The organism is Hoyosella levis (assembly GCF_026008515.1).
GTDB lineage: Bacteria > Actinomycetota > Actinomycetes > Mycobacteriales > Mycobacteriaceae > Lolliginicoccus > Lolliginicoccus levis.
Genome location: NZ_BQYM01000015.1, coordinates 1 through 19,055, shown reverse-complemented (window position 1 = coordinate 19,055; position 19,055 = coordinate 1). Strand labels below are relative to the sequence as shown.

The 19,055-nt window shown below is 68.3% G+C and carries 16 protein-coding genes; 7 read left to right on the top strand and 9 right to left on the bottom strand.

All coding sequences use genetic code 11. The annotated features are described in order from the left end of the window. Both QC765_RS14950 and cofC read right to left on the bottom strand, forming a co-directional pair. A complete protein-coding gene (locus tag QC765_RS14950) occupies positions 1–2,145 on the bottom strand; it encodes an RNA degradosome polyphosphate kinase (RefSeq protein WP_373876774.1) in 2,145 nt (714 codons plus the stop codon). Between the two features lie 121 nt (positions 2,146–2,266). Next, positions 2,267–3,010, bottom strand: a complete 744-nt coding sequence (cofC, locus tag QC765_RS14945) for a 2-phospho-L-lactate guanylyltransferase (RefSeq protein WP_278315237.1) — start codon at positions 3,008–3,010, stop codon at positions 2,267–2,269. A 111-nt stretch (positions 3,011–3,121) separates the two neighbouring features. Between cofC and QC765_RS14940 the strand changes: the two genes are divergently transcribed. From QC765_RS14940 to QC765_RS14930, 3 genes are all read left to right on the top strand, one after another. After that, positions 3,122–4,120, top strand: a complete 999-nt coding sequence (locus tag QC765_RS14940; protein WP_278315290.1) for an NAD(P)H-dependent glycerol-3-phosphate dehydrogenase — start codon at positions 3,122–3,124, stop codon at positions 4,118–4,120. A 51-nt stretch (positions 4,121–4,171) separates the two neighbouring features. Further along, on the top strand, positions 4,172–5,287 hold the full coding sequence (locus QC765_RS14935) for a D-alanine--D-alanine ligase family protein (protein ID WP_278315236.1): 1,116 nt from the start codon (positions 4,172–4,174) through the stop codon (positions 5,285–5,287). A gap of 95 nt (positions 5,288–5,382) precedes the next feature. After that, on the top strand, positions 5,383–7,482 hold the full coding sequence (locus tag QC765_RS14930) for a heavy metal translocating P-type ATPase (protein ID WP_278315235.1): 2,100 nt from the start codon (positions 5,383–5,385) through the stop codon (positions 7,480–7,482). Here QC765_RS14930 and QC765_RS14925 read toward each other — a convergent pair. Together QC765_RS14925 and QC765_RS14920 are read right to left on the bottom strand one after the other, a co-directional pair. Further along, entirely contained in the window at positions 7,459–8,268 is an 810-nt protein-coding gene (locus QC765_RS14925) for a serine hydrolase family protein (protein WP_278315234.1), read from the bottom strand. The two genes, QC765_RS14930 and QC765_RS14925, sit on opposite strands and share 24 nt — an antisense overlap. 216 nt (positions 8,269–8,484) lie before the next feature. Then, a complete protein-coding gene (locus QC765_RS14920) occupies positions 8,485–9,003 on the bottom strand; it encodes a DUF3515 domain-containing protein (protein ID WP_278315289.1) in 519 nt (172 codons plus the stop codon). Between the two features lie 67 nt (positions 9,004–9,070). Here QC765_RS14920 and QC765_RS14915 point away from each other — a divergent pair, with 67 nt between their 5' ends. From QC765_RS14915 to QC765_RS14900, 4 genes are all read left to right on the top strand, one after another. Beyond that, a complete protein-coding gene (locus tag QC765_RS14915; RefSeq protein ID WP_373876773.1) occupies positions 9,071–10,042 on the top strand; it encodes a thiamine-phosphate kinase in 972 nt (323 codons plus the stop codon). 543 nt (positions 10,043–10,585) lie between these two features. Next, entirely contained in the window at positions 10,586–12,112 is a 1,527-nt protein-coding gene (locus tag QC765_RS14910; protein ID WP_278315232.1) for a multicopper oxidase family protein, read from the top strand. Between the two features lie 31 nt (positions 12,113–12,143). Then, entirely contained in the window at positions 12,144–12,665 is a 522-nt protein-coding gene (locus QC765_RS14905; protein WP_278315231.1) for a pyridoxamine 5'-phosphate oxidase family protein, read from the top strand. 18 nt (positions 12,666–12,683) lie between these two features. Further along, positions 12,684–13,178, top strand: coding sequence for an SRPBCC domain-containing protein (locus tag QC765_RS14900; RefSeq protein WP_278315230.1), 495 nt, complete (start codon positions 12,684–12,686; stop codon positions 13,176–13,178). Between the two features lie 81 nt (positions 13,179–13,259). Here QC765_RS14900 and QC765_RS14895 read toward each other — a convergent pair whose 3' ends face one another. The 5 genes from QC765_RS14895 to QC765_RS14875 all read right to left on the bottom strand — a co-directional run bounded on the left by QC765_RS14895 (position 13,260) and on the right by QC765_RS14875 (position 18,819). After that, the gene (locus QC765_RS14895; protein ID WP_278315229.1) at positions 13,260–13,913 is read right to left on the bottom strand and encodes a hypothetical protein; all 654 of its coding nucleotides are present in this window, start codon (positions 13,911–13,913) and stop codon (positions 13,260–13,262) included. A gap of 127 nt (positions 13,914–14,040) precedes the next feature. Further along, positions 14,041–15,492: an ABC transporter ATP-binding protein gene (locus QC765_RS14890; RefSeq protein WP_278315228.1), complete on the bottom strand. Its 1,452-nt coding sequence runs from the start codon at positions 15,490–15,492 to the stop codon at positions 14,041–14,043. Further along, the gene (locus QC765_RS14885) at positions 15,489–16,322 is read right to left on the bottom strand and encodes an ABC transporter permease (RefSeq protein ID WP_278315227.1); all 834 of its coding nucleotides are present in this window, start codon (positions 16,320–16,322) and stop codon (positions 15,489–15,491) included. Before QC765_RS14885 ends, QC765_RS14890 begins: the two co-directional genes overlap by 4 nt. Next, positions 16,319–17,278: an ABC transporter permease gene (locus QC765_RS14880; protein ID WP_278315226.1), complete on the bottom strand. Its 960-nt coding sequence runs from the start codon at positions 17,276–17,278 to the stop codon at positions 16,319–16,321. The genes QC765_RS14885 and QC765_RS14880 overlap by 4 nt, the downstream gene beginning before the upstream one ends. Further along, a complete protein-coding gene (locus tag QC765_RS14875; protein ID WP_278315225.1) occupies positions 17,275–18,819 on the bottom strand; it encodes an ABC transporter substrate-binding protein in 1,545 nt (514 codons plus the stop codon). The genes QC765_RS14880 and QC765_RS14875 overlap by 4 nt, the downstream gene beginning before the upstream one ends. Between the last annotated feature and the right edge of the window lie 236 nt (positions 18,820–19,055).

Here is a 19,055-nt window from a genome sequence, read left to right as displayed (position 1 = left end):
TCACGAACCTTTTGCCAGGTGCCGACGGATCATCTCTTCCTGGTGGTCGCGGACCTGCTCTCCATCGGCGGGAGCAGCCACCCAGTTGCCATCGGAGCCGAGGACCCAGCAGCGAGTGGTGGGGTCGAGCGCGGACTCGAAGAGGTCGTTGATCTGCGCGGTGTTGCGGGGATCGGTGACGCGCAGCAGGACCTCGATGCGCCGGTCGAGGTTGCGGTGCATCATGTCGGCGCTGCCGATCCAGAACTCCTCGGCCCCGCGGAACTGGAAGATGCGGGAATGCTCGAGGAAGCGCCCGAGGATCGAGCGGACGTGGATGCTCTCGCTGAGCCCGGGGACCCCCGGCTTGAGCGCGCAGATTCCGCGGACCACGATATCGACGGGCACGCCCGCCTGCGACGCGCGGTAGAGAGCATCGATGACCTGCTCATCGACGAGAGCGTTGGCCTTGAGCCGGATGCCGGCGTGCTTGCCTGCCCGATGGAGCTCGATCTCCCGATCGATGCGGGAGATGATTCCCCCGCGGATGCCGGACGGCGCGACGAGCAGGTTGCGATACTGCTCGACCCGCGAGTAGCCGGTAAGCGAGTTGAACAGGTCGGTAAGGTCGGCACCGACCTCGGGAGCGGCTGTGAGGATGCCGACGTCCTCGTAGAGGCGGGCGGTCTTGGGATTGTAGTTTCCGGTGCCGATGTGGCAGTAGCGGCGGATCGTCGATCCCTCGCGGCGCACCACGAGGCAGGTCTTGCAGTGGGTCTTGAGGCCGACCAGGCCGTAGACGACATGCACGCCGGCTTGCTCTAGCTTGCGGGCCCATTTGATGTTGGCCTGCTCGTCGAAGCGCGCCTTGATCTCCACCAGCGCCACAACCTGCTTGCCAGCCTCCGCGGCATCGATGAGGGCGTTGATGATGGGGGAGTCGCCGGATGTGCGGTAGAGGGTCTGCTTGATCGCGAGGACCTGGGGGTCGGCTGCTGCTTGCTCGACGAACCGCTGGACGCTCGTGGAGAAGGAGTCGAAGGGGTGGTGGACGAAGACGTCGCCCTCCCGGAGAGTGGCGAAGACACTTTTGGGCGTCTCGCGTTCTCCGAACGCCGGGTGGGTCGCGGGGACGAAGGGCTTGTCCTTGAGGGCGGGCCGATCAACGCCATAGACCTGCCACATGCTGGACAGATCGAGCAGGCCGGGCACGTGGACGACGTCGCCCGGGTCGACATCGAGCTCGCGCAGCAGCAGCTCGAGCATGCGCTCGGTCATGTCGTCGGAGACCTCGAGGCGCACGGGGGATCCGAAGCGCCGGCGGGCGAGCTCGCGCTCGAGAGCCTGCAGCAGATCCTCGTCGCGATCCTCCTCGACCTCGAAGTCCGCGTTGCGGGTGATGCGGAACGCATGGTTCTCCACGATCTCCATGCCGTGGAACAGCACGTCGAGGTGCGCGCCGATGAGTTCCTCCACCGGCAGGAACGCCACCGTATCGGGCTCCTCCACAGGGACCTTGACGAAGCGGGAGACGTTATCGGGCACCTTGACCCGAGCGAAGTGCTGCCCGGCGGCGTGATCGCGAACGGTGACGGCGAGGTTGAGGCTCAGCCCGCTGATGTACGGGAACGGATGCGCGGGGTCCACGGCGAGCGGGGTGAGCACGGGGAACACCTGGTCGTGGAAGTACTTGGTCATGGCCTTGCGCTGCTCATCGGTCAGCTCGGCCCAGGCAACGAGGAAGATGCCCTCGTTGGCGAGGGAGGGCCGCACCTGGTCCATGAACACGCGCGCGTGCTTGTTGGCCAGCTCCTGGGTGCGGGTGGCGATCAGGCCGAGCTGCTCGCGCGGGGACAGCCCGTCCGCGGATCGCACGGAGAGACCCGTCTCGTCGCGGCGCTTGAGACCAGCGACGCGCACCATGTAGAACTCGTCGAGGTTGGAGGCGAAGATCGCGAGGAACTTGGCGCGCTCGAGCAGCGGGATCGAGGAGTCCTCGGCGAGGCTGAGCACTCGCGAGTTGAAGTCCAGCCAGCTGAGCTCGCGGTTGAGGTAGCGGTCGGTGGGCAGGCCCTCGGGAGCCGATTCGGCCGCGGTCGCAGCGGGTGGCGCGGAGGGGATGACATGCACGGGAGCGTTGGGCGCGGCTGGTGCCTCGGGATCCAGCGCGAGGCCATCGGGCAGTGGGTTTCGCTCGGTCCGCTCGTCACCGCCGTCGGGGCCATTGCGAGCGCTGCGGCCGGGGGCCGGGGCAGGTGAGGTGTTCGCGCGATCATCCACACCCCGATCATTCCAAATTGTCGCGCCACAGCAAGTTGGTTGGTGCCCGATCTGTCTGAACATCTGATGATTTCTTCGCGACATGCCCGAAAAGCGGCAAGAATCCCAGGATTTCCGCCGTGAAACGGCCCACACCGATGGCGCGCGCCGCCTCGATGTCGGCGACGCTATCGATATCCGTGCGCAGCCCAGGCGCGGCAACAGCAAGATCAAGGGCGCCGTCGAGACCGTGGTGCCGCGCCGAATCCGGGCCAAAGCGGAAGCGCGCGGCCATTCCCGGCGGATGAACGAGCATGGTGCTGCCGCGACCGTGCCGGTCCGCCACGACCACCGGGTCGCCCGTGGCGGCGCACTGGTCGAGGGCGGACTCGATCTCGCTGGTGCAAGCCGCGGGAAGATCAGCATGGACCACGGCCATCAGGTTCCCGCGCCTGCGGGCCAGCCGGGCCGCTCCCGCGAGGAGCATGTTCAGCCGCGCCTCCGGGCTCGCCTGGCCGGGCGCGGCTCCGTGCGCCGCGAGGCAGGTGGCCTCGTCGAGGATCCGTGCCCCGTGGCTGCCCGCGGTGCGCGCGATCGCATCGGATCCCGCGATCACTGCGACCGTCTCGACCGCGGGGCTGCCTGCCAGCGTCGTGAGGACATCGTTGAGCATGGCCTCGGCGAGCCGGGACCGCTCCGCGGGACCGAGGCGCGGCCCGAGCCGGGACTTGGCGCGGGTCCAGTCCTTGGCCGGGACGAGCACATCTACCATTGGCCCGCCCGGGGGTGTTGTCGTGGCGATCGACCACGGCCACCCTGGGTGGCTGGCAGAATGCCGACACAGGAGCATGGCGTCGCGCGCGAGACACGGAAGTGGGTTTTCATGACGAAGGCTGCAGTAATGGGCTCGGGATCGTGGGGAACGGCATACGCCAAGGTCCTCGCGGATGCCGGCACGGACGTCATGATGTGGGCGCGCCGCCCGGAGCTCGCCGAGTGCATCGAGTCACGGAACGAGAACAAGGACTACCTTCCTGGCATCATCCTGCCGGAGCGCCTGCACGCCACCTCGGACCCCGCGGTGGCGCTCGCCGACGCGGACATCGTGGTGTTGGCGGTTCCGTCGCAAACACTACGCGGCAACCTGGAATCGTGGAAAGAGCTGGTGCCGCCGGACGCGACGCTGATGAGCCTGGCCAAGGGCGTGGAGAGCGAGACGCTGCTGCGCATGAGCCAGGTGATCGCGCAGGTCCTCAAGGCTGACTCCTCGCGGGTGGCGGTGCTGTCGGGACCGAACCTCGCGCGCGAGGTCGCCGAGGGCCAGCCCGCGGCAACGGTCATCGCGTGCCCGGACTCGGCGCGGGCGATCGCCCTGCAGAAGGCCTGCCACACCGGCTATTTCCGGCCTTACACCAATACCGATGTGATCGGTTGCGAGATCGGCGGCGCCTGCAAGAACGTGATCGCGCTGGCATGCGGCATGGCATCGGGCGTGGGACTCGGGGAGAACACGATCGCCTCGATCATCACCCGCGGTCTCGCGGAGGTCACCCGGCTCGGTGTCGCGCTGGGAGCGAACCCCTCGACGCTCGCTGGACTGGCCGGGGTGGGCGACCTGGTGGCGACATGCTCCTCGCCGCTGTCTCGCAACCGCAGCTTTGGCGAGGCCCTGGGCCGTGGCGGCTCGGTGGAGGACGCGCAGCGCGCTGCCCACGGGCAGGTCGCGGAGGGCGTGAAATCCTGCACCTCGGTGCGCGCGCTGGCGAACAGCTACGGGGTGGACATGCCGCTGACCAACGCGGTGCACCAGGTGTGCCACGAGGGGCAGGCCGTGCTCGATGCGGTGCAGCAATTGCTGGGCCGTTCCACGAAATCCGAGTAACAGCCGTGCCTCTCGCCCCGCGCCGACGATCGTCCGGGTAGCGTTGGGCGCGTGCCTGAGGATCGGATTCGCGTAGCTGTTGTATTTGGTGGCCGCAGTGCCGAGCATCCCGTGTCGTGCGTATCGGCGGGGAGCGTGCTGCGACACATCGATCGGGAGCGCTTCGATGTCGTCCCGATCGGCATCACCCGCGAGGGCACCTGGGTGCAGGGCGTGACCGATCCCGCCAAGCTAGTCATCGCGAACAAGTCCCTGCCCTCGGTGGATCCCGCCGGTGGCGAGCTCGCGCTATCGCCGTCACCCGCGCGCAAGGGCGAGATCGTCGCGCTCGATGGCGAGGCGATCGGAACGGTCCTGTCCACCGTGGACGTGGTCTTCCCCATCCTGCACGGCCCCTACGGCGAGGACGGCACGGTGCAGGGCTTGCTCGAGCTCGCTGGAGTGCCCTACGTGGGTCCCGGGGTGCTCGCGAGCGCGGCAGGCATGGACAAGGAGTTCACCAAGAAGCTGCTCGCCGCCGAGGGGCTTCCCGTCGGCCGCCAGGTCGTGCTCCGGCCCGGCAACGCGACGCTCGACAAGCAGGAGCGCGAGCTCATCGGCCTGCCCGCTTTCGTCAAGCCAGCACGCGGTGGCTCCTCCATCGGCATCTCCCGCATCACCAGCTGGGACGAGCTCGATGCAGCGATCGCGGAGGCGCGCGCCCACGATCCCAAGGTGATCGTCGAGGCAGGCATCGTCGGCCGCGAGGTGGAGTGCGGCGTCCTGGAGTTCGCCGATGGCCGGGTGGAGGCCAGCGTGATCGCCGAGATCCGGCTGCCCGATAGCCACGTCGGGGATGCCGAGGGCGGCGCGTTCTACGACTTCGAGACGAAGTACATCAACGATGTCACCGAGTTCGATGTGCCTGCCGGTCTTGATGATGCGACGACGAAGGAGATCCAGCGCATCGCCATCGAGGCGTTCCATGCGCTCGGCTGCCAGGGGCTCGCCCGGGTGGACTTCTTCGAGACCGAGGACGGTCCGGTCATCAACGAGATCAATACGATGCCGGGCTTCACGTCGATCTCGCTGTACCCCCGGGTGTGGGCCGAGACGGGCGTCGAGTACTCGCGGCTGATCACCACCCTGATCGAGACGGCGCTCGCGCGCGGCACCGGCCTGCGCTGACACCACGCCCGCGAGGGGCAGGGCATGCCGTCGGCACCCTAGACGTAGGTACCCCCTGGGGGTATGGTGGGAGTGTTCCGAACCGGAGGTCCATCATGCACGAGCACCACGCGCACGCCGAGCAGCACAAGGCCGAGCATCACAAGGCCGAGCATCATAAGGACGATCGCCATGCCGGGCACGGCGCGCACGGCGAGATATTCAAGCACCGCTTCTTCGTCAGCCTTGTGCTCGCGATCCCCGTCGTGCTTCTCAGCCCGATGATCGCGGATCTGCTCAGCTACACCCTGCCCAGCAACGACCTGGTCACCGCGATCCCTGCGATCCTCGGCACGATCATCTTTGTGTATGGCGGTAGTCCCTTCCTGACCGGGGCCATCCGGGAGCTCCGTGACCGGCAGCCCGGGATGATGACCCTGATCGGCATGGCCATCACTGTCGCCTTCCTCGCCTCGGCGGCAACGACCCTCGGAATCGGCGGCCTGCACCTCGACTTCTGGTGGGAGCTCGCGCTCCTCATCGTCATCATGCTTCTCGGCCACTGGCTGGAGATGCGTGCACTTGGTTCCGCGTCCGGCGCGCTCGACGCCCTGGCCAGCATGATCCCCGATACAGCCGAGCGCATCGAGGACACGGGCACGCGCGAGGTCAGCATCGCGGACCTCGCCGTCGGCGACCAGGTCCTCGTCCGGGCCGGCGGTCGCGTCCCCGCCGATGGCACCATCGAATCGGGCCACGCCGACATGGACGAGTCACTCATCACCGGGGAATCCCGGGCGGTTCCGCGAGCCTCCGGGGACCGCGTCGTGGCCGGCACCGTCGCCACCGACAACTCGGTGCGCGTCACCATCACCGCCATCGGTGAGGACACGGCGCTCGCTGGCATTCAGCGGCTCGTCGCCGACGCGCAGCAATCCTCGTCCCGCGCCCAGGCGCTCGCCGATAGGGCAGCCGCGCTGCTGTTCTATTTCGCCGTTGCCGCGGCCGTGCTTACCTTCAGCGCTTGGATGATCGTCGGCAGCGTCGACGATGCCGTGGTGCGTACCGTCACCGTCCTCGTCATCGCATGCCCGCACGCACTGGGCCTCGCGATACCCCTCGTGATCGCCATCTCCACCGAGCGCGCGGCCCGGGCTGGCGTGCTTGTCAAGGACCGGCTCGCCCTCGAGCGAATGCGCACCGTCGATACGGTCCTGTTCGACAAGACCGGCACCCTCACCACCGGCCAGCATCGCGTCACTGGCATCGAGCCTGCCGACAGCGACGAGCTGCTACGGATCGCCGCGGCGGCCGAGTCCGAGAGCGAGCATCCCGTCGCGCGCGCCATCACGGCCGCTGCGCGGGAGCGCAGCATCGACGTGCCGCGCGCCACCGGCCACGAGACGCTCGCCGGGCGCGGAGTCACCGCACAGCTCGACGGTGGACGCATCGCCGTCGCGGGGCCCGCGCTGCTCGAGGAACTGGGCATCGACCCCGATCCGCGCTTCGAGGACACCGTCACGGAATGGAAGGACCGCGGAGCGTCGGTGCTGCATGTGCTCGACGGCGAGAGGGTCGTCGGCGTGCTCGCTCTCGAGGATGCGATCCGGCCCGAGTCGCGCGCCGCAATCGATGCGCTGCATGCCAACAACGTGCAGGTCGTCATGATCACCGGGGATGGCCGGCAGGTCGCCGAGAGCGTTGCTGACCAGCTCGGGATCGACGAGGTGTTCGCCGGGGTTCTGCCGGACCGCAAGGAATCGCGGGTGCGCGAGCTGCAGGAACGTGGCCATCCGGTGGCCATGGTCGGCGACGGCGTCAACGATGCCCCCGCGCTCGCACGCGCTGACGTGGGCATTGCCATCGGCGCGGGCACCGATGTCGCCATCGAGTCCGCGGGCGTGGTCCTCGCGGCGGACGATCCCCGGCTCGTCGTCTCCGTCGCGCGCTTGTCGCGGGCCGCCTATCGCAAGATGCGCCAGAACCTCGTGTGGGCCGTCGGATACAACATCGTCGCCGTGCCGCTCGCGGCGGGCGTCCTCGCGCCGGTGGGCATCATCATGCCCCCAGCGGTGGGCGCCGTCCTGATGTCGCTCTCCACCATCGTTGTCGCGCTCAACGCGCAGCTGCTCCGCCGCGTGGACCTCTCGCCCGACCAGGCACAGGAGGCGCATGCACAGGAGGCGCCGGCATCAGCCGAGCACGTCCCCGCATAGGCCCTCGAGCGCGGATCCGAGATCGGCGGTGTGCTGCTCGCGCGAGCCAATGGTGCTGCCCGCGACGATGAACCTGTCACTGAAGCCAACGGACGCCACGGTCGGCACGCCCCAGTCCGACCAGCCGAGCTTCACCCCCACCACGCCCGGGACCTGTGCGACGCCCCAGTCCTGCATCTCGCCGTCCGCCGCGACTGGCTCGGTGGTCGCCATGAGCGCCAGCACCTCGCGGCCCGCAGGGGTGTCCCTGGCCCGCTGGAGGAACACAACGAGATCAGCGGCACTGGTGAGGCTTACGCCCCACGTGTCCATCCCGAGGGTGTCCTGCAGGTCGTACCGCTCCGCGACGCTGTTGATTGCTCCCGGGTGCCGGGCATCAAGGATATCGGCGGCGCGATCATCGGATCTCGCGATCATCCGCTCTACCAGCCCGAGCTCGTCCTCGGCGGTGCCGGGACGCGACAAGACATGCTCGGCCAGGTACAGCTTTGCCGTTGACAGCGCCGCGCGCGGAATGGTCGCATTGCCCGTTGCCGTGACCGTGCCGTCGGAGCACGCGACGGCGAGAGCGGTGCGGGCTGGCACGACCAGGTCGGCGGCAACAGGATCAGCAAGGTCGGGGACGGAGGCGACAGGATCAGCAGGCGTCGCGGAATTCTCGCTATCCGCGGACTGGATGAACGCAGTCATCCTGTCCGATGACGCGACGAGCGCACCGATTCCCAGCACCATGATCGCGGCGACCTGGGCCGGGTGACCGCCGAGGCCTGCCCGCAGGCTTGCCATGCCATCAACTCTATGCCTGGTTGCCGCACGTCGGCTAGCAGCCGGTGCCTTGAGGCCGCGGTTTGGGCCCGCGGCTTGGGCCCGCAGCCGGGGACCGCGGCCGCAAACGCGATAGAAGCTGCGGAAACGTCGAGGTGGCTTCTATCGCGTTTGACGGTTTCCCGTGCTTTTGCCGGTGAGCGGCACCGCCCACCTTGTGCCGCCGGACGCGACGAGCTAGTTGATCGGGGCCGGGTCGATGGGCTGCTTCGCGACAGCGTCGCTGACCGTGTTGGACAGCACCTGGATCGGCGTGGGGCCCGAACCGTTGGGGATGGTCACCGCGACGTAGATCCCGCGGTCGACGGCGTACCAGGTGGAGGATTCCAAGCCCATGCTCTCGCCGGAGATCTCGAACCAATTGACGCCGTTGACGATTTGCAGGGCGGAAGCACGATCGAACTCGAGCGGTCGCTCCAGCCCGCAGCGCAGCACCACGGGCTCGCCCAGGATCGCGGGGTCGCGCCATGCCGCGGCACCCTTGGGGGCAGGTTCAAGCAGCTCAGCGCGCTTGAGATCACCGAGCTGCTCGGGCAGGGCATCCATGAGGCTGGCGCACTCGCTGGATTGCGCATCCGGGGCTGGCACCGTGGTGATCGCGACCGGCTCGGCGGGCGAGGAGCGTTGCATGACCACCGCTGCCACGATCAGCGCCACGATCAGCGCGGCGGGCAGTGACACCGCGGTAGCGATCATGCCGGGGGAGTAGCGTTCCGACGAAGTCTTGCTCACCACGCCACCGTACTCTAGGGGCGTGAGCGATCTGCATCACCACGAATCCGGCGCCACGGTGCGCGCTGCCGGCGAGTTCGCCGTCATCGACCGGGCTACCCAGGGCCGCGCCCAGCCCGCATCGGTGCTGCTCGGCCCCGGTGACGACGCGGCCATCATCCGCATCGACGGCGGCGCGACAGTGGCATGCCTCGACATGCTCGTCGAGCATCGGCATTTCCGGACGGACTGGTCCAGCGCCCACGACGTCGGGCGCAAGGCGATCGCGCAGAACGCCGCCGACCTGTGCGCGATGGGCGCGGTACCGATCACCTTCCTCATCGGGCTCGCCTGCCCGCCCGACACCCCGACAGCCTTCACCGATGCTCTCACCGACGGTCTCTGGGCGGAGGCCGGAAGGTTCGGCGCGGGCATCAGCGGCGGAGACCTCGTCCAGGGGCGCGACATCACGGTCTCGGTCACCGCGCTCGGCCAGCTCGAGGGCCGCGAGGCCACCCGCCGATCGGGAGCGCGACCAGGCGATGTGGTCGCGCTCGCTGGAGCGACCGGGCGATCCGCGGCGGGCTTGCACCTGCTCGAGCGGGAGATCGCGCCAGCCTCCGCGGCCGAGGAGGAGTGCATCGCGGTGCATCGCGTGCCCCGGCCGCCCTACGAATCGGCGCTCGCTGCCGCGCGATCCGGGGCGCGCTCGATGATCGATATCTCGGATGGCCTCCTCGCTGACCTCGGCCATGTCGCGCGAGCATCATCGGTCTCGATCGATCTCGAGCTCGCCACCTGGCGGCCCTGCCCAGCCGTGCTGGCAGTAGCGGGCGCGCATCACGGAGACCCCTGGGACTGGGTGCTCAACGGCGGCGAGGATCATGCGTTCGCCGGCACCTTCGATCCCCGGTCCCCGCTGCCCGAGGGCTGGAGCCGCATCGGCACGGTCACCGCGGGAGATCCTCGGGTACTCGTGGCGGGGCAGCCTGCCGCGGGCCAGGGATGGACGAGCTGGAGGTAGCTGGAACTGGCTCGTTTCCGGGTCGATGCGCGCCCACCACGCTAGCGCCGTGATCTGGGTCACATTTGCGCGGGCAAGGTGCAGGTCAGGGATGGCTTTGACCGGTGATTGGCGGGCACGGCCGAGTTGCGGCCAGCAGCGATGTCCCCAAGGGTCGAGATGATCGCATCCACGAACGAGGAGAAAAATCATGGGATCTGCCGAAGGCTTGCTGTACGACTTCCAGATCATCGGCGGCGTCATTCTCATATCCGCCTACAACTCGATCGCCGGGCTCGTTCCCGGGTTGCAGGGGCTGGGCCTGTAGGACGCCGGCACGTTTAGACATGCCGTCGATAATTCGTGGCGTGCCCCCCGAACAGGGCGCATACTAGGGGTAACGGGAGCATGCGCCGAGGGGCCCAGGGCCGGAGCGCCCCGCACGTTGACGGTATCCGTGCGGGGCGCTCCGCCATTCCTGCGCTGCGTCAGGGGGAACCCGCAGGAGGGAATGGGGCTCGAGCCCCGATGTGCGGGGGAGCGGATCGGCCGACGATGAGAGCCATGGGTATCCGTGTGCTTCCATCCCGCCTCGCGATCGCAGCGCGCCTGGCTGTTCTCGCCGTGCTCGCGGTCAGCGCCTTCGCCGTCGTGGTGCTCGTCATGGCGTGGAGCAGCGCGGTGGAGGACACCTCCGGCGCAGTGGAGTTCACCAACCCGTTGCAAGTCCCGCCGCTTGCCGAGTCACGCCTCGACCCCAACGGCACCCGGGTGTTCGACCTCGCGATGCAAGCAGGCACCGCTGACCTCGGCCACGGGCCGCGGACCCGCACCTGGGGAGTCAATGGCGACTACCTCGGTCCGACGATCCGCGCGGCGCGGGGCGAGAAGGTCCGCATGAACGTCACCAATGAGCTCGGCGAGACCAGCACCCTCCACTGGCACGGGATGCATCTTCCCGCAGCAATGGATGGCGGTCCGCACCAGGTGATCGACCCCGGGCAGTCCTGGTTTCCCGAATGGACGATCGCGCAGCCCGCCGCGACGCTGTGGTACCACCCCCACCTGCATGGCGCCACGGCGGAGCATGTCTACCGCGGCATCGCGGGAATATTCATCCTCGATGAGCCGGGCGGGCCGGAACTGCCCGCGGAGTATGGGATCGATGACATCCCGGTGATCGTGCAGGACAAGCGATTCCGCGATGGCCAGCTCGATGCCGCACCAGCGATGTTCGCCGAGGCAGGAATCATCGGCGGTGACATCCTGGTCAACGGCACACCCGCTCCCTACCTCGACGTCACCACCGAGCGCGTGCGGCTGCGCCTCCTCAATGCCTCCAGCGCACGGACCTATCGGTTCGCGCTCCCTGGCAGCGCCTCCATGGACCTGATCGGCACCGATGGCGGGCTCCTCGCACGGCCGCACCGGGTCGACCACGTGCAGCTCTCGCCCGGCGAGCGTGCCGAGATCATCGTCGAGGTCGCCGCAGGGACCACGGCAGTGCTGCGCAGCGAGCCGCCGGAGCTGGGCCTGAACTTCTGGACCGATCGCTTCTCGGGCGGCGATGACACGCTGGACATCCTCGAGCTCCGCGCCACGAACGAGCTAGCCCCGAGCCCCGAACTTCCTACCGTCCTCGCGGTGCCCCGTGACCTCGGCGAGCCCTCGGTGCACAGGGAGTTCGCGATCACCAGTTCGAGCACCATCGATGGCCGCACGATGGACATGAACCGCATCGACGAGACAGTCACGGTCGGCACCACGGAGCTGTGGGAGGTGCGCAACGCCACCGGTGATCCGCACAATTTCCACGTCCATGACGTGCAGTTCCAGGTCCGCGATCCCGGGAGTCCCCTCCAATCAGGCCCCAAGGACACCGTGTACATCCGGCCCGGCCAGGTGGTGCGGCTGCTGATGCGGTTCGAGCACTACACCGATCCGAGCACGCCCTACATGTTTCACTGCCACCTCCTCGAGCACGAGGACCGCGGGCTCATGGGCCAGTTCGTGGTGGTCGAGCCAGGTTCCACCGGCCTCGTGGCCCCTCGCCACCATCCGATGAGAAACCAGGCCCCCGCAGGTCTATAGATGTAATACCCTGCGATCACAGGAGGGCATCATGGCTCCAGCACCAACGGTTCACCTCGATCCGCGCTACAGCGATCCCGCGGCACCCCCTACCACATGGGAAACGGCGCGCGACGTCCTCGAGCAGGCGGAGCTCTACTGGATCTCGACGGTCCGGCCCACCGGCCAGCCCCACGTCACTCCGCTGATCGGGCTATGGCACGACGAGTGCTTCTGGTTCTGCACAGGACCGGACGAGCAGAAGGCACGCAACCTCGACAGCAACCCCCACGCCGCCGTCACCACTGGCACGAACGCGCTCGGCAGCGGGCTCGATATCGTCGTCGAAGGCGTCGCTACCGCACAGCACGACGAGCGAGTCCTCAGTGGGGTCGCCGCAGCGTACGTCGCCAAGTTTGGCCCAAGCTGGACGTTCACCGTCCGCGACGGAGGCTTCCACCATGCCGATGGGGGCCACGCGACCGTCTACGCGGTGCGGCCGATCACGGCCCATGCCTTCGCGAAGGGAACTTACAGCCAGACGAGGTTCACATTTCCCTCGATGGCGGATTAGCGGTCGAAAGGAACCAGCATGAACCCCAAGCCCACAGGCACCGTGACGGGCTCCGAGCTCGCCATCGCGCGCACCTTCCACGCCACGATCGACGACGTCTGGGCAAGCATCACCGAGCCCGAGCGCACCGCACGCTGGTACGGCCCCTGGACCTCTACTGACCAACCACCCCGGCAAGGTTCCACCGTTAGCATTCAGATGATGTTCGAGGAAGGCCAGCCCTGGGGCGATGCGCGCATCGAGGCCTGCGCGCCACCGACAAGACTCCAGCTCGCTCTCCTTGCCGGTCCCGGCGAGGCCGACTCCTGGCATGTGGCCCTCGACCTTGCCGAATCGGCCGGCGCGACCACCCTCACGCTCACCCAGCAGCTCGGGCCCGGCATCGACGCAGCCGACATTGGACCCGGCTGGGAGTACTACCTCGACATGCTCGTTGCCGCTAGGAACGGCACGCCGCTTCCTGACTTCGCTGACTACTACCCCTCGCAGAGCGCGCACTACCGCGTCGGGTAGGGCCGCTGCCGCACGGATCCTCCGATCGTGAAAGCCGGGCCACCTCTCGCGTGGCTAGATGTTCACGATCGGGTGGCGGGCTTATCCATCGAGCGGCTGGGCATCCACGCCTGGGGCCGTGGCGATGGCGGCTAGTTCATCGAGGGAGAGGGCGGGCTGGTCCACGAACGTGTCGGTCATCGTGTCCTGATCGGTGTGCTCGTTGGTCGAGAGCGCCATGACGCGGGATCCATCAGGCTGGTAGGCGATGACGCTGTACGTGATGTACTTGTCGCGCTCGCTAAGGCGGTGCTCAAGGATCGTGCCGTCGGCCAATTGCTCCCGGTGCAGGGTGCGGTCCTTGATACACGGCGGTACTGGCTCGTCCGACTGCTCGACGGCCAAGAAGAGCGTGCCGTGCCCGCGCGGCGACTCGACGCCGGACCATGATTTAGCGATGCCATCGAACATGGGGTCGCTCGCGCCGACCATCAAGGGGCCGAACTCGAGCGCATCTACCTCGACGCCTCCCGGCAGCGCGTCGAGCACTGCATCGCGGAGGGATTCTGCCTTCTGCTCCGAGTACCAGGGGAATTCTGGAGAGTCATAGGTAGTGCGACCCGTGGCTGATCGGATAGTGCCATCCATCTCGAAGGTCTCGGTGCATGCGAGCGGCACGGGTACTGGTTCGCTGCACCCCGCAGCGGCCAGTGGGGCGAGAACAACCATGAGGGCGGGGAGGGCTCGGCGATGCACCTCGCCATCGTACGGTGACGGGTCGCGCTTGCCTCGCCCGGTTGTGTGCGGTTTTGCACCCCGATCGCTGCCTGGGAGGGTGCAGAACCGCACACTTCCGGAGGTGCGTCCGTCGACCGCTGACCGCCTACCGGGCCGCCACCGCCTCAGCTAACTCGCGAGCCGAGTTCCCCCCACCGCCCGCGAGGTGGACGCTCGCGCGCGCGATGGCGGCGGCGAGCTCGGTGTCGTGGGTGATGAGCAGCAGCGCGGCCCCGGTGCGCTCGATGCCGCGCATCAAGCAGTCGATGGTGCGCTCCTGGCTGATGAGGTCGAGGCGGGAGGTGGCCTCGTCGGCGAGGATGATCGCGGGCTCGACGAGCATGGCGCGGACGATGGCGAGGCGTTGCAGCTCGCCGCCGGACACTTGGCTGGCCAGCCGGTCGAGCAGTGCGGCCCGCAGCCCGACTTGCTCGAGCAGGTCATCGAGGCGTCCAAGATCGATGCCGTGCCGGCGGCACGCATCGTGCATGGCGAGCCGGAGGGGGACCTTGCGGGGGAACGAGAGAGCGGGATCCTGGTAGAGCTTCTGCCGTCCGGTGCCTTGGGCTTCGGGCGCTCGGTGGATCTGGCCGCGATCAGCGGAAGCGAGCCCGAGCAGAACGTTGCCGAGTGTGGTCTTGCCCGCGCCGCTGGGGCTGGTGAGCGCGATGCGATCACCTCGCCCGACCTGCATCGAGATGTCCTCGAACAGATGGTTCGTTCCGTAGGACTTGCTGAGTCCCTCGGCGCGGAGGAGCTCCTGGCCAGAGGCATGGGGGCCCGCGCCCTGCCATGGGTACCGCCATCTCGCGGGCTCGGCGGCGACCAGTCGCTGCGTATACACGTCGTTGGGCGCGGCCAGTACCTGTTCGACCGGTCCCTGCTCGACCACCGATGCGTCCTTCATGACGAGCACCTTGCCGCCGAGGTGCCGGGCGAAGCGGAGGTCGTGGGTAATGGTGAGCAGCATTCCGCCGCGGGCGAGGTGCGCGGCGAGCAGCTCGCCGAGCTGATCGACGGCGGCAGTGTCGAGGCCCTTCGTCGGCTCGTCGACGATGAGCACGTCGGCACCACCGATGGAGGCAGCGGCGAAGGCGACGCGCTGCGCCATGCCCCCGGACAAGGTGTGCGGATAGGAGCGGGCAGCGTCGGCAAGCCCGAGACCGTCGAGGGCGAGGCTCGCTTGGTCCAGTGCCGTCGAGGACGAGGCCCGGAAATCGCGGGCACCTTCCGCCACTTGATTGATGATGCGCATCGTCGGGTCGAGCGAGAGCATCGGCTCCTGCGGCAGCAGCGCGAGCCGGGTTCCCCACAGTCGACGCGTGGCGCGCGATCCCAGGTCGAATGTGTTGCCATTCAGCAAGAGCGCACCGTCGACAGTCAGTGATCGGGGGAGCGAGCCCATCAGGGCATGGGCGAGGATCGACTTTCCCGAGCCGCTTTCTCCGACGATGGTGGTGGCGATGCCTGGCTCGAGGCGCATGTCCGTGGCCTCGGCGAGCACGGTGCCGTGATGGGAAACCGCCACGTGGGGCACGCGCAGGGAGTTTCTGGTCATCGGGAATCCTCCGAGCTGCGCAGGCCGAACAGGCACAGGGCCAGCGCGAACAGCACACAGATTGGCGCCAATGCGATCCACGGCGCAGCGGCGTAGTGCGGGAATGCCTCGGCGATCATCAGCCCGAGCTCGGCGCGGGGCGGCTCGAGGCCGACCTTGATGAAGCCGAGGGTAGACATCGCGAGGATCGCGGTGACCATGCCCAGCGATGCGAGGGTGGTGAGCACTGGGCGAAGCTCGGGCCACAAGTGCCTCCGCACGACATGCGCGGTGCCGAGGTCGAGCATCTCCGCGGCCTCCACGGCGCTCGAGCCGAGCAGGACGGCGCACCGCGAGCGAACCACCCGGAAGTACTCCACCCACTGAGCGAGCGCCAGCCCGATGTAGAGGGTGATGAGGCTGCCGCTCGGGGAGAGCGCCGCGAAGAGCAGCACGATGAGCAGCGCGGGCATGGCTACGAATGACTCGGAGATGCCGCGCAGCACGGCATCGATCCATCCGCCCCGCCAGGCCGCGAGAACCCCGGCGAGGGTGCCGAGAACGAGCGCGGTCACGACGCTCGCCGCAGCAAGCAGTAGGGATAGCCGTGTCGCGTGGGCGAGGCGGGCTAGAACGCTGCGCCCGAACTCATCGCGGCCCAGGGGTTCCGTCACGGTGGGCGGCTCGAAGTAGCGGGTGAGGTCCTGGCTGATCGGGTCGCTCCACGACAGCGGTCCGAGCAGCGCGAACGCCACGAGGGCGAGCAGTCCGCCAGCGGCCGCGATCCGTACCGGCGATCGCTTCGGCCGTCCTCGCGCCAGGGCATCGTCGATCGTGAGCATGGTGCTCATGCGGCGATCGCCTCCTTCCTCGGGCGTGGGTCGAGCCATGCCATAAGCAGATCCACTCCGGTATTGATCGTGACGACGAGCAGCGCGAGCGCCAGCGCGGTAGCCTGCAGCATCGGCACATCACGCCAGAAGACCGCGTGCACCAGCGCATGGCCAAGGCCCTGCCATCCGAAGAGGCTCTCCACGACGACCACGCCCTCGATGAGGATCAGCACCTGGGCGCCGACATAGGGAACGACCAGCACGCAGGCGTTGCGCGCGACGTGCCGGATTAGCAGAACCCTTCCGCCAAGTCCTTTGGTGCGGGCGAACTGCACGTGCTCGCTGGAGCGGACCTCCACGACGGCATCGCGCGTGACCCGGGCGATCAATCCGGACAGGCCCACGGCCAGCGTCGTCGCGGGTAGCACGATGCTGGAAGCAGTCCCGTGGCCGACGGCAGGCAGGAGGCCAAGCTGTACCGACAGCACTGTGATGAGCAGCAGGCCGAGCAGGAAGGGAGGCAGGGCCCGCACGGCCGCGACCCACGTGTCGGTGAGCCGGTCGATCACGCCACCGGGGCGGCGCGCTGCCAGCACTCCCGCTGTGGCCCCGAGGACGATCGCTAGCCCGACCGCGACCACAGTGAGCTGGAGCGTCCCGGCGAGGTAGTAGCGCACCTCGTCGAGGACCGGGCGCGAGGTCACCAGGGACGCCCCGAGGTCGAGCCGGGCGGCGCTGGCCAGCCAGTCCGCGAGCTGGGCCAGCATTGGTCGATCCAGGCCGAGCTCCGCGCGGACCGCAGCAGCGGAGCGGCTATCGACGAGGTCATACCCGTACCGGCCCGCGGCGATGCGGTAGGCGAGGTCGCCGGGCAGCTGCCGGATCATCACGAAGCACAGCGTGGACACCACCAGTGCGACGGCCACGGCCTGCGCGGCACGGCGCGCGAGGATGGAGGGTAGCTGACGCGTCATTCGTCGAGCACCGCATCAGTGATGCGCCAGGTGTGCTCCAGCGGATCCATGACGAAGCCCTCGATACGATCCGAGACGGCGGCGTTCATCCGGTACCAGGCGATCGGGATCACGGGCAGATCCTCCTGCGCGATCCGTGCGATTGTCGCGCGCAGTTCCTCCGCACGGTCCTCGCTCGCCCCGGCGAGGAGGGCATCCACTGCCGCGAGGACCTCATCGTTGCGCCAGTTCATCGCGCCCCAGTCGGCGCCGTCCGGTCCGAAGGTGTCCGCGACGGTCACGAGGGGGTCCGAAACCAGCGCGAGGTGGCGGGCCAGCAGCCCGAGCTCCAGGGTGCCATCGGCGTGGCCGGCGGGGATCTCGCTGGAGTTGGTGACGTCCACCTTGACCTGCACCCCGATCTGGCGGAGCTGGTCCTGGATCGCGGCGGCAAGCGCGGGCAGCTCCGGGCGGTCCGGGTAGGTCAGGAGGGTCACCTCGAGCGGCTGGCCGTCGCGCTGCATCGTGCCGGACTCATCCTCGGTCCATCCGGCCTCGGCGAGGAGGTCGATCGCGCCCTCGGGGTCATGCTCGAGGGGGTCGAGGCCGTCACTATGCCACTGCGGAAGCGACGGCGGGAAGAGCTGGGTGGCAGCGAGCTCGGGCTCCCGCAGGACGGCGTCGGCGATGCTGCGACGGTCGATGGCCTTGCTGATGGCTTGGCGCACACGCACGTCGCCGAGAACAGGGTGCTCGCCGTTGACCTTCATGTACAGCGTGCGGGGCTGCAGGCTGCTCACCAGATCTACCCCTTCCGCTGCCTCGACCCGCTGCCGTCCGGAGGGCTCGAGGTGGAAGATGACATCGGCCTGGCCGCTGGCGGCCATGAGCGCCCGCGACTCGGCGCGGGAGACGGTCTGGAACTCCACGCGCTCGATCTCGGGGCGCTCACCACGCCAGTCCGCGAACCGCGTGGTGTGGATGGACGCGGGCAGCTCGATCGACTCTGCCTCGTAGGCGCCGGTGCCGATGACGTCGACGACGTTGCCACTGTCGTCATACGCCGAGGGCGACAGGATCGCGGTGCTGTAGTGGGTGAGGATCGCGGGCAGGGTGGGCAGCGGCTCTTCCAGCTCGATGCGCACCGCGTCCTCCAGCGGCTCGATGCGCGCGATGCCTGCGGTGGCGAGGGGGCTGCCTGCCTGCTCGCGGGCGTGGTCCAGCGCGTTCGCCACGGCCTGCCCGGTGAGCGGGGCGCCGTCGTGGAAAGTGACGTCCGCGGGCAGGGCGAATGTCCACGTCCGCTGGTCATCCGAGGGTTCCCAGGACGTGGCGAGCCCCTCGGTGATCCGGCCTTCCAGGTCGCTTGCGACGAGGGTCTCGATGATGTGGAGGCGGTTGAAGACGGCACTGCTCGTGGCGGGCACCATGCTGTGGACCTCGAACGGGCCGATGATGCGCAGCGTGTCGGTCTCCGGCTCGCGGTCCTGCGCGCTGCATCCGCTGAGCAGCAGCGTTGTCGCGATCGTCGCTGCGATGGCCATGCGCGATCTGGTCTTCACTCAAGCACCCCCATAGATGGTAACGATTATCGAAAGCGATAGTACGAGAGTGCGCGCGAATCGTGAAATCGGCTGCCAGGAGCGGGGTGCAGCTGGCGGGGTGCTGGCGCGGGGCATGGTTGCCTCGCCCGGTTGTGTGCGCTTTTGCACCCCAAATGCCGGGTGGATTCATGCGGTCGTCGCAACACCAGGCGGATCCGGCTCCTCGGACAACATCCTAGCGAGGGCCTCGGCAG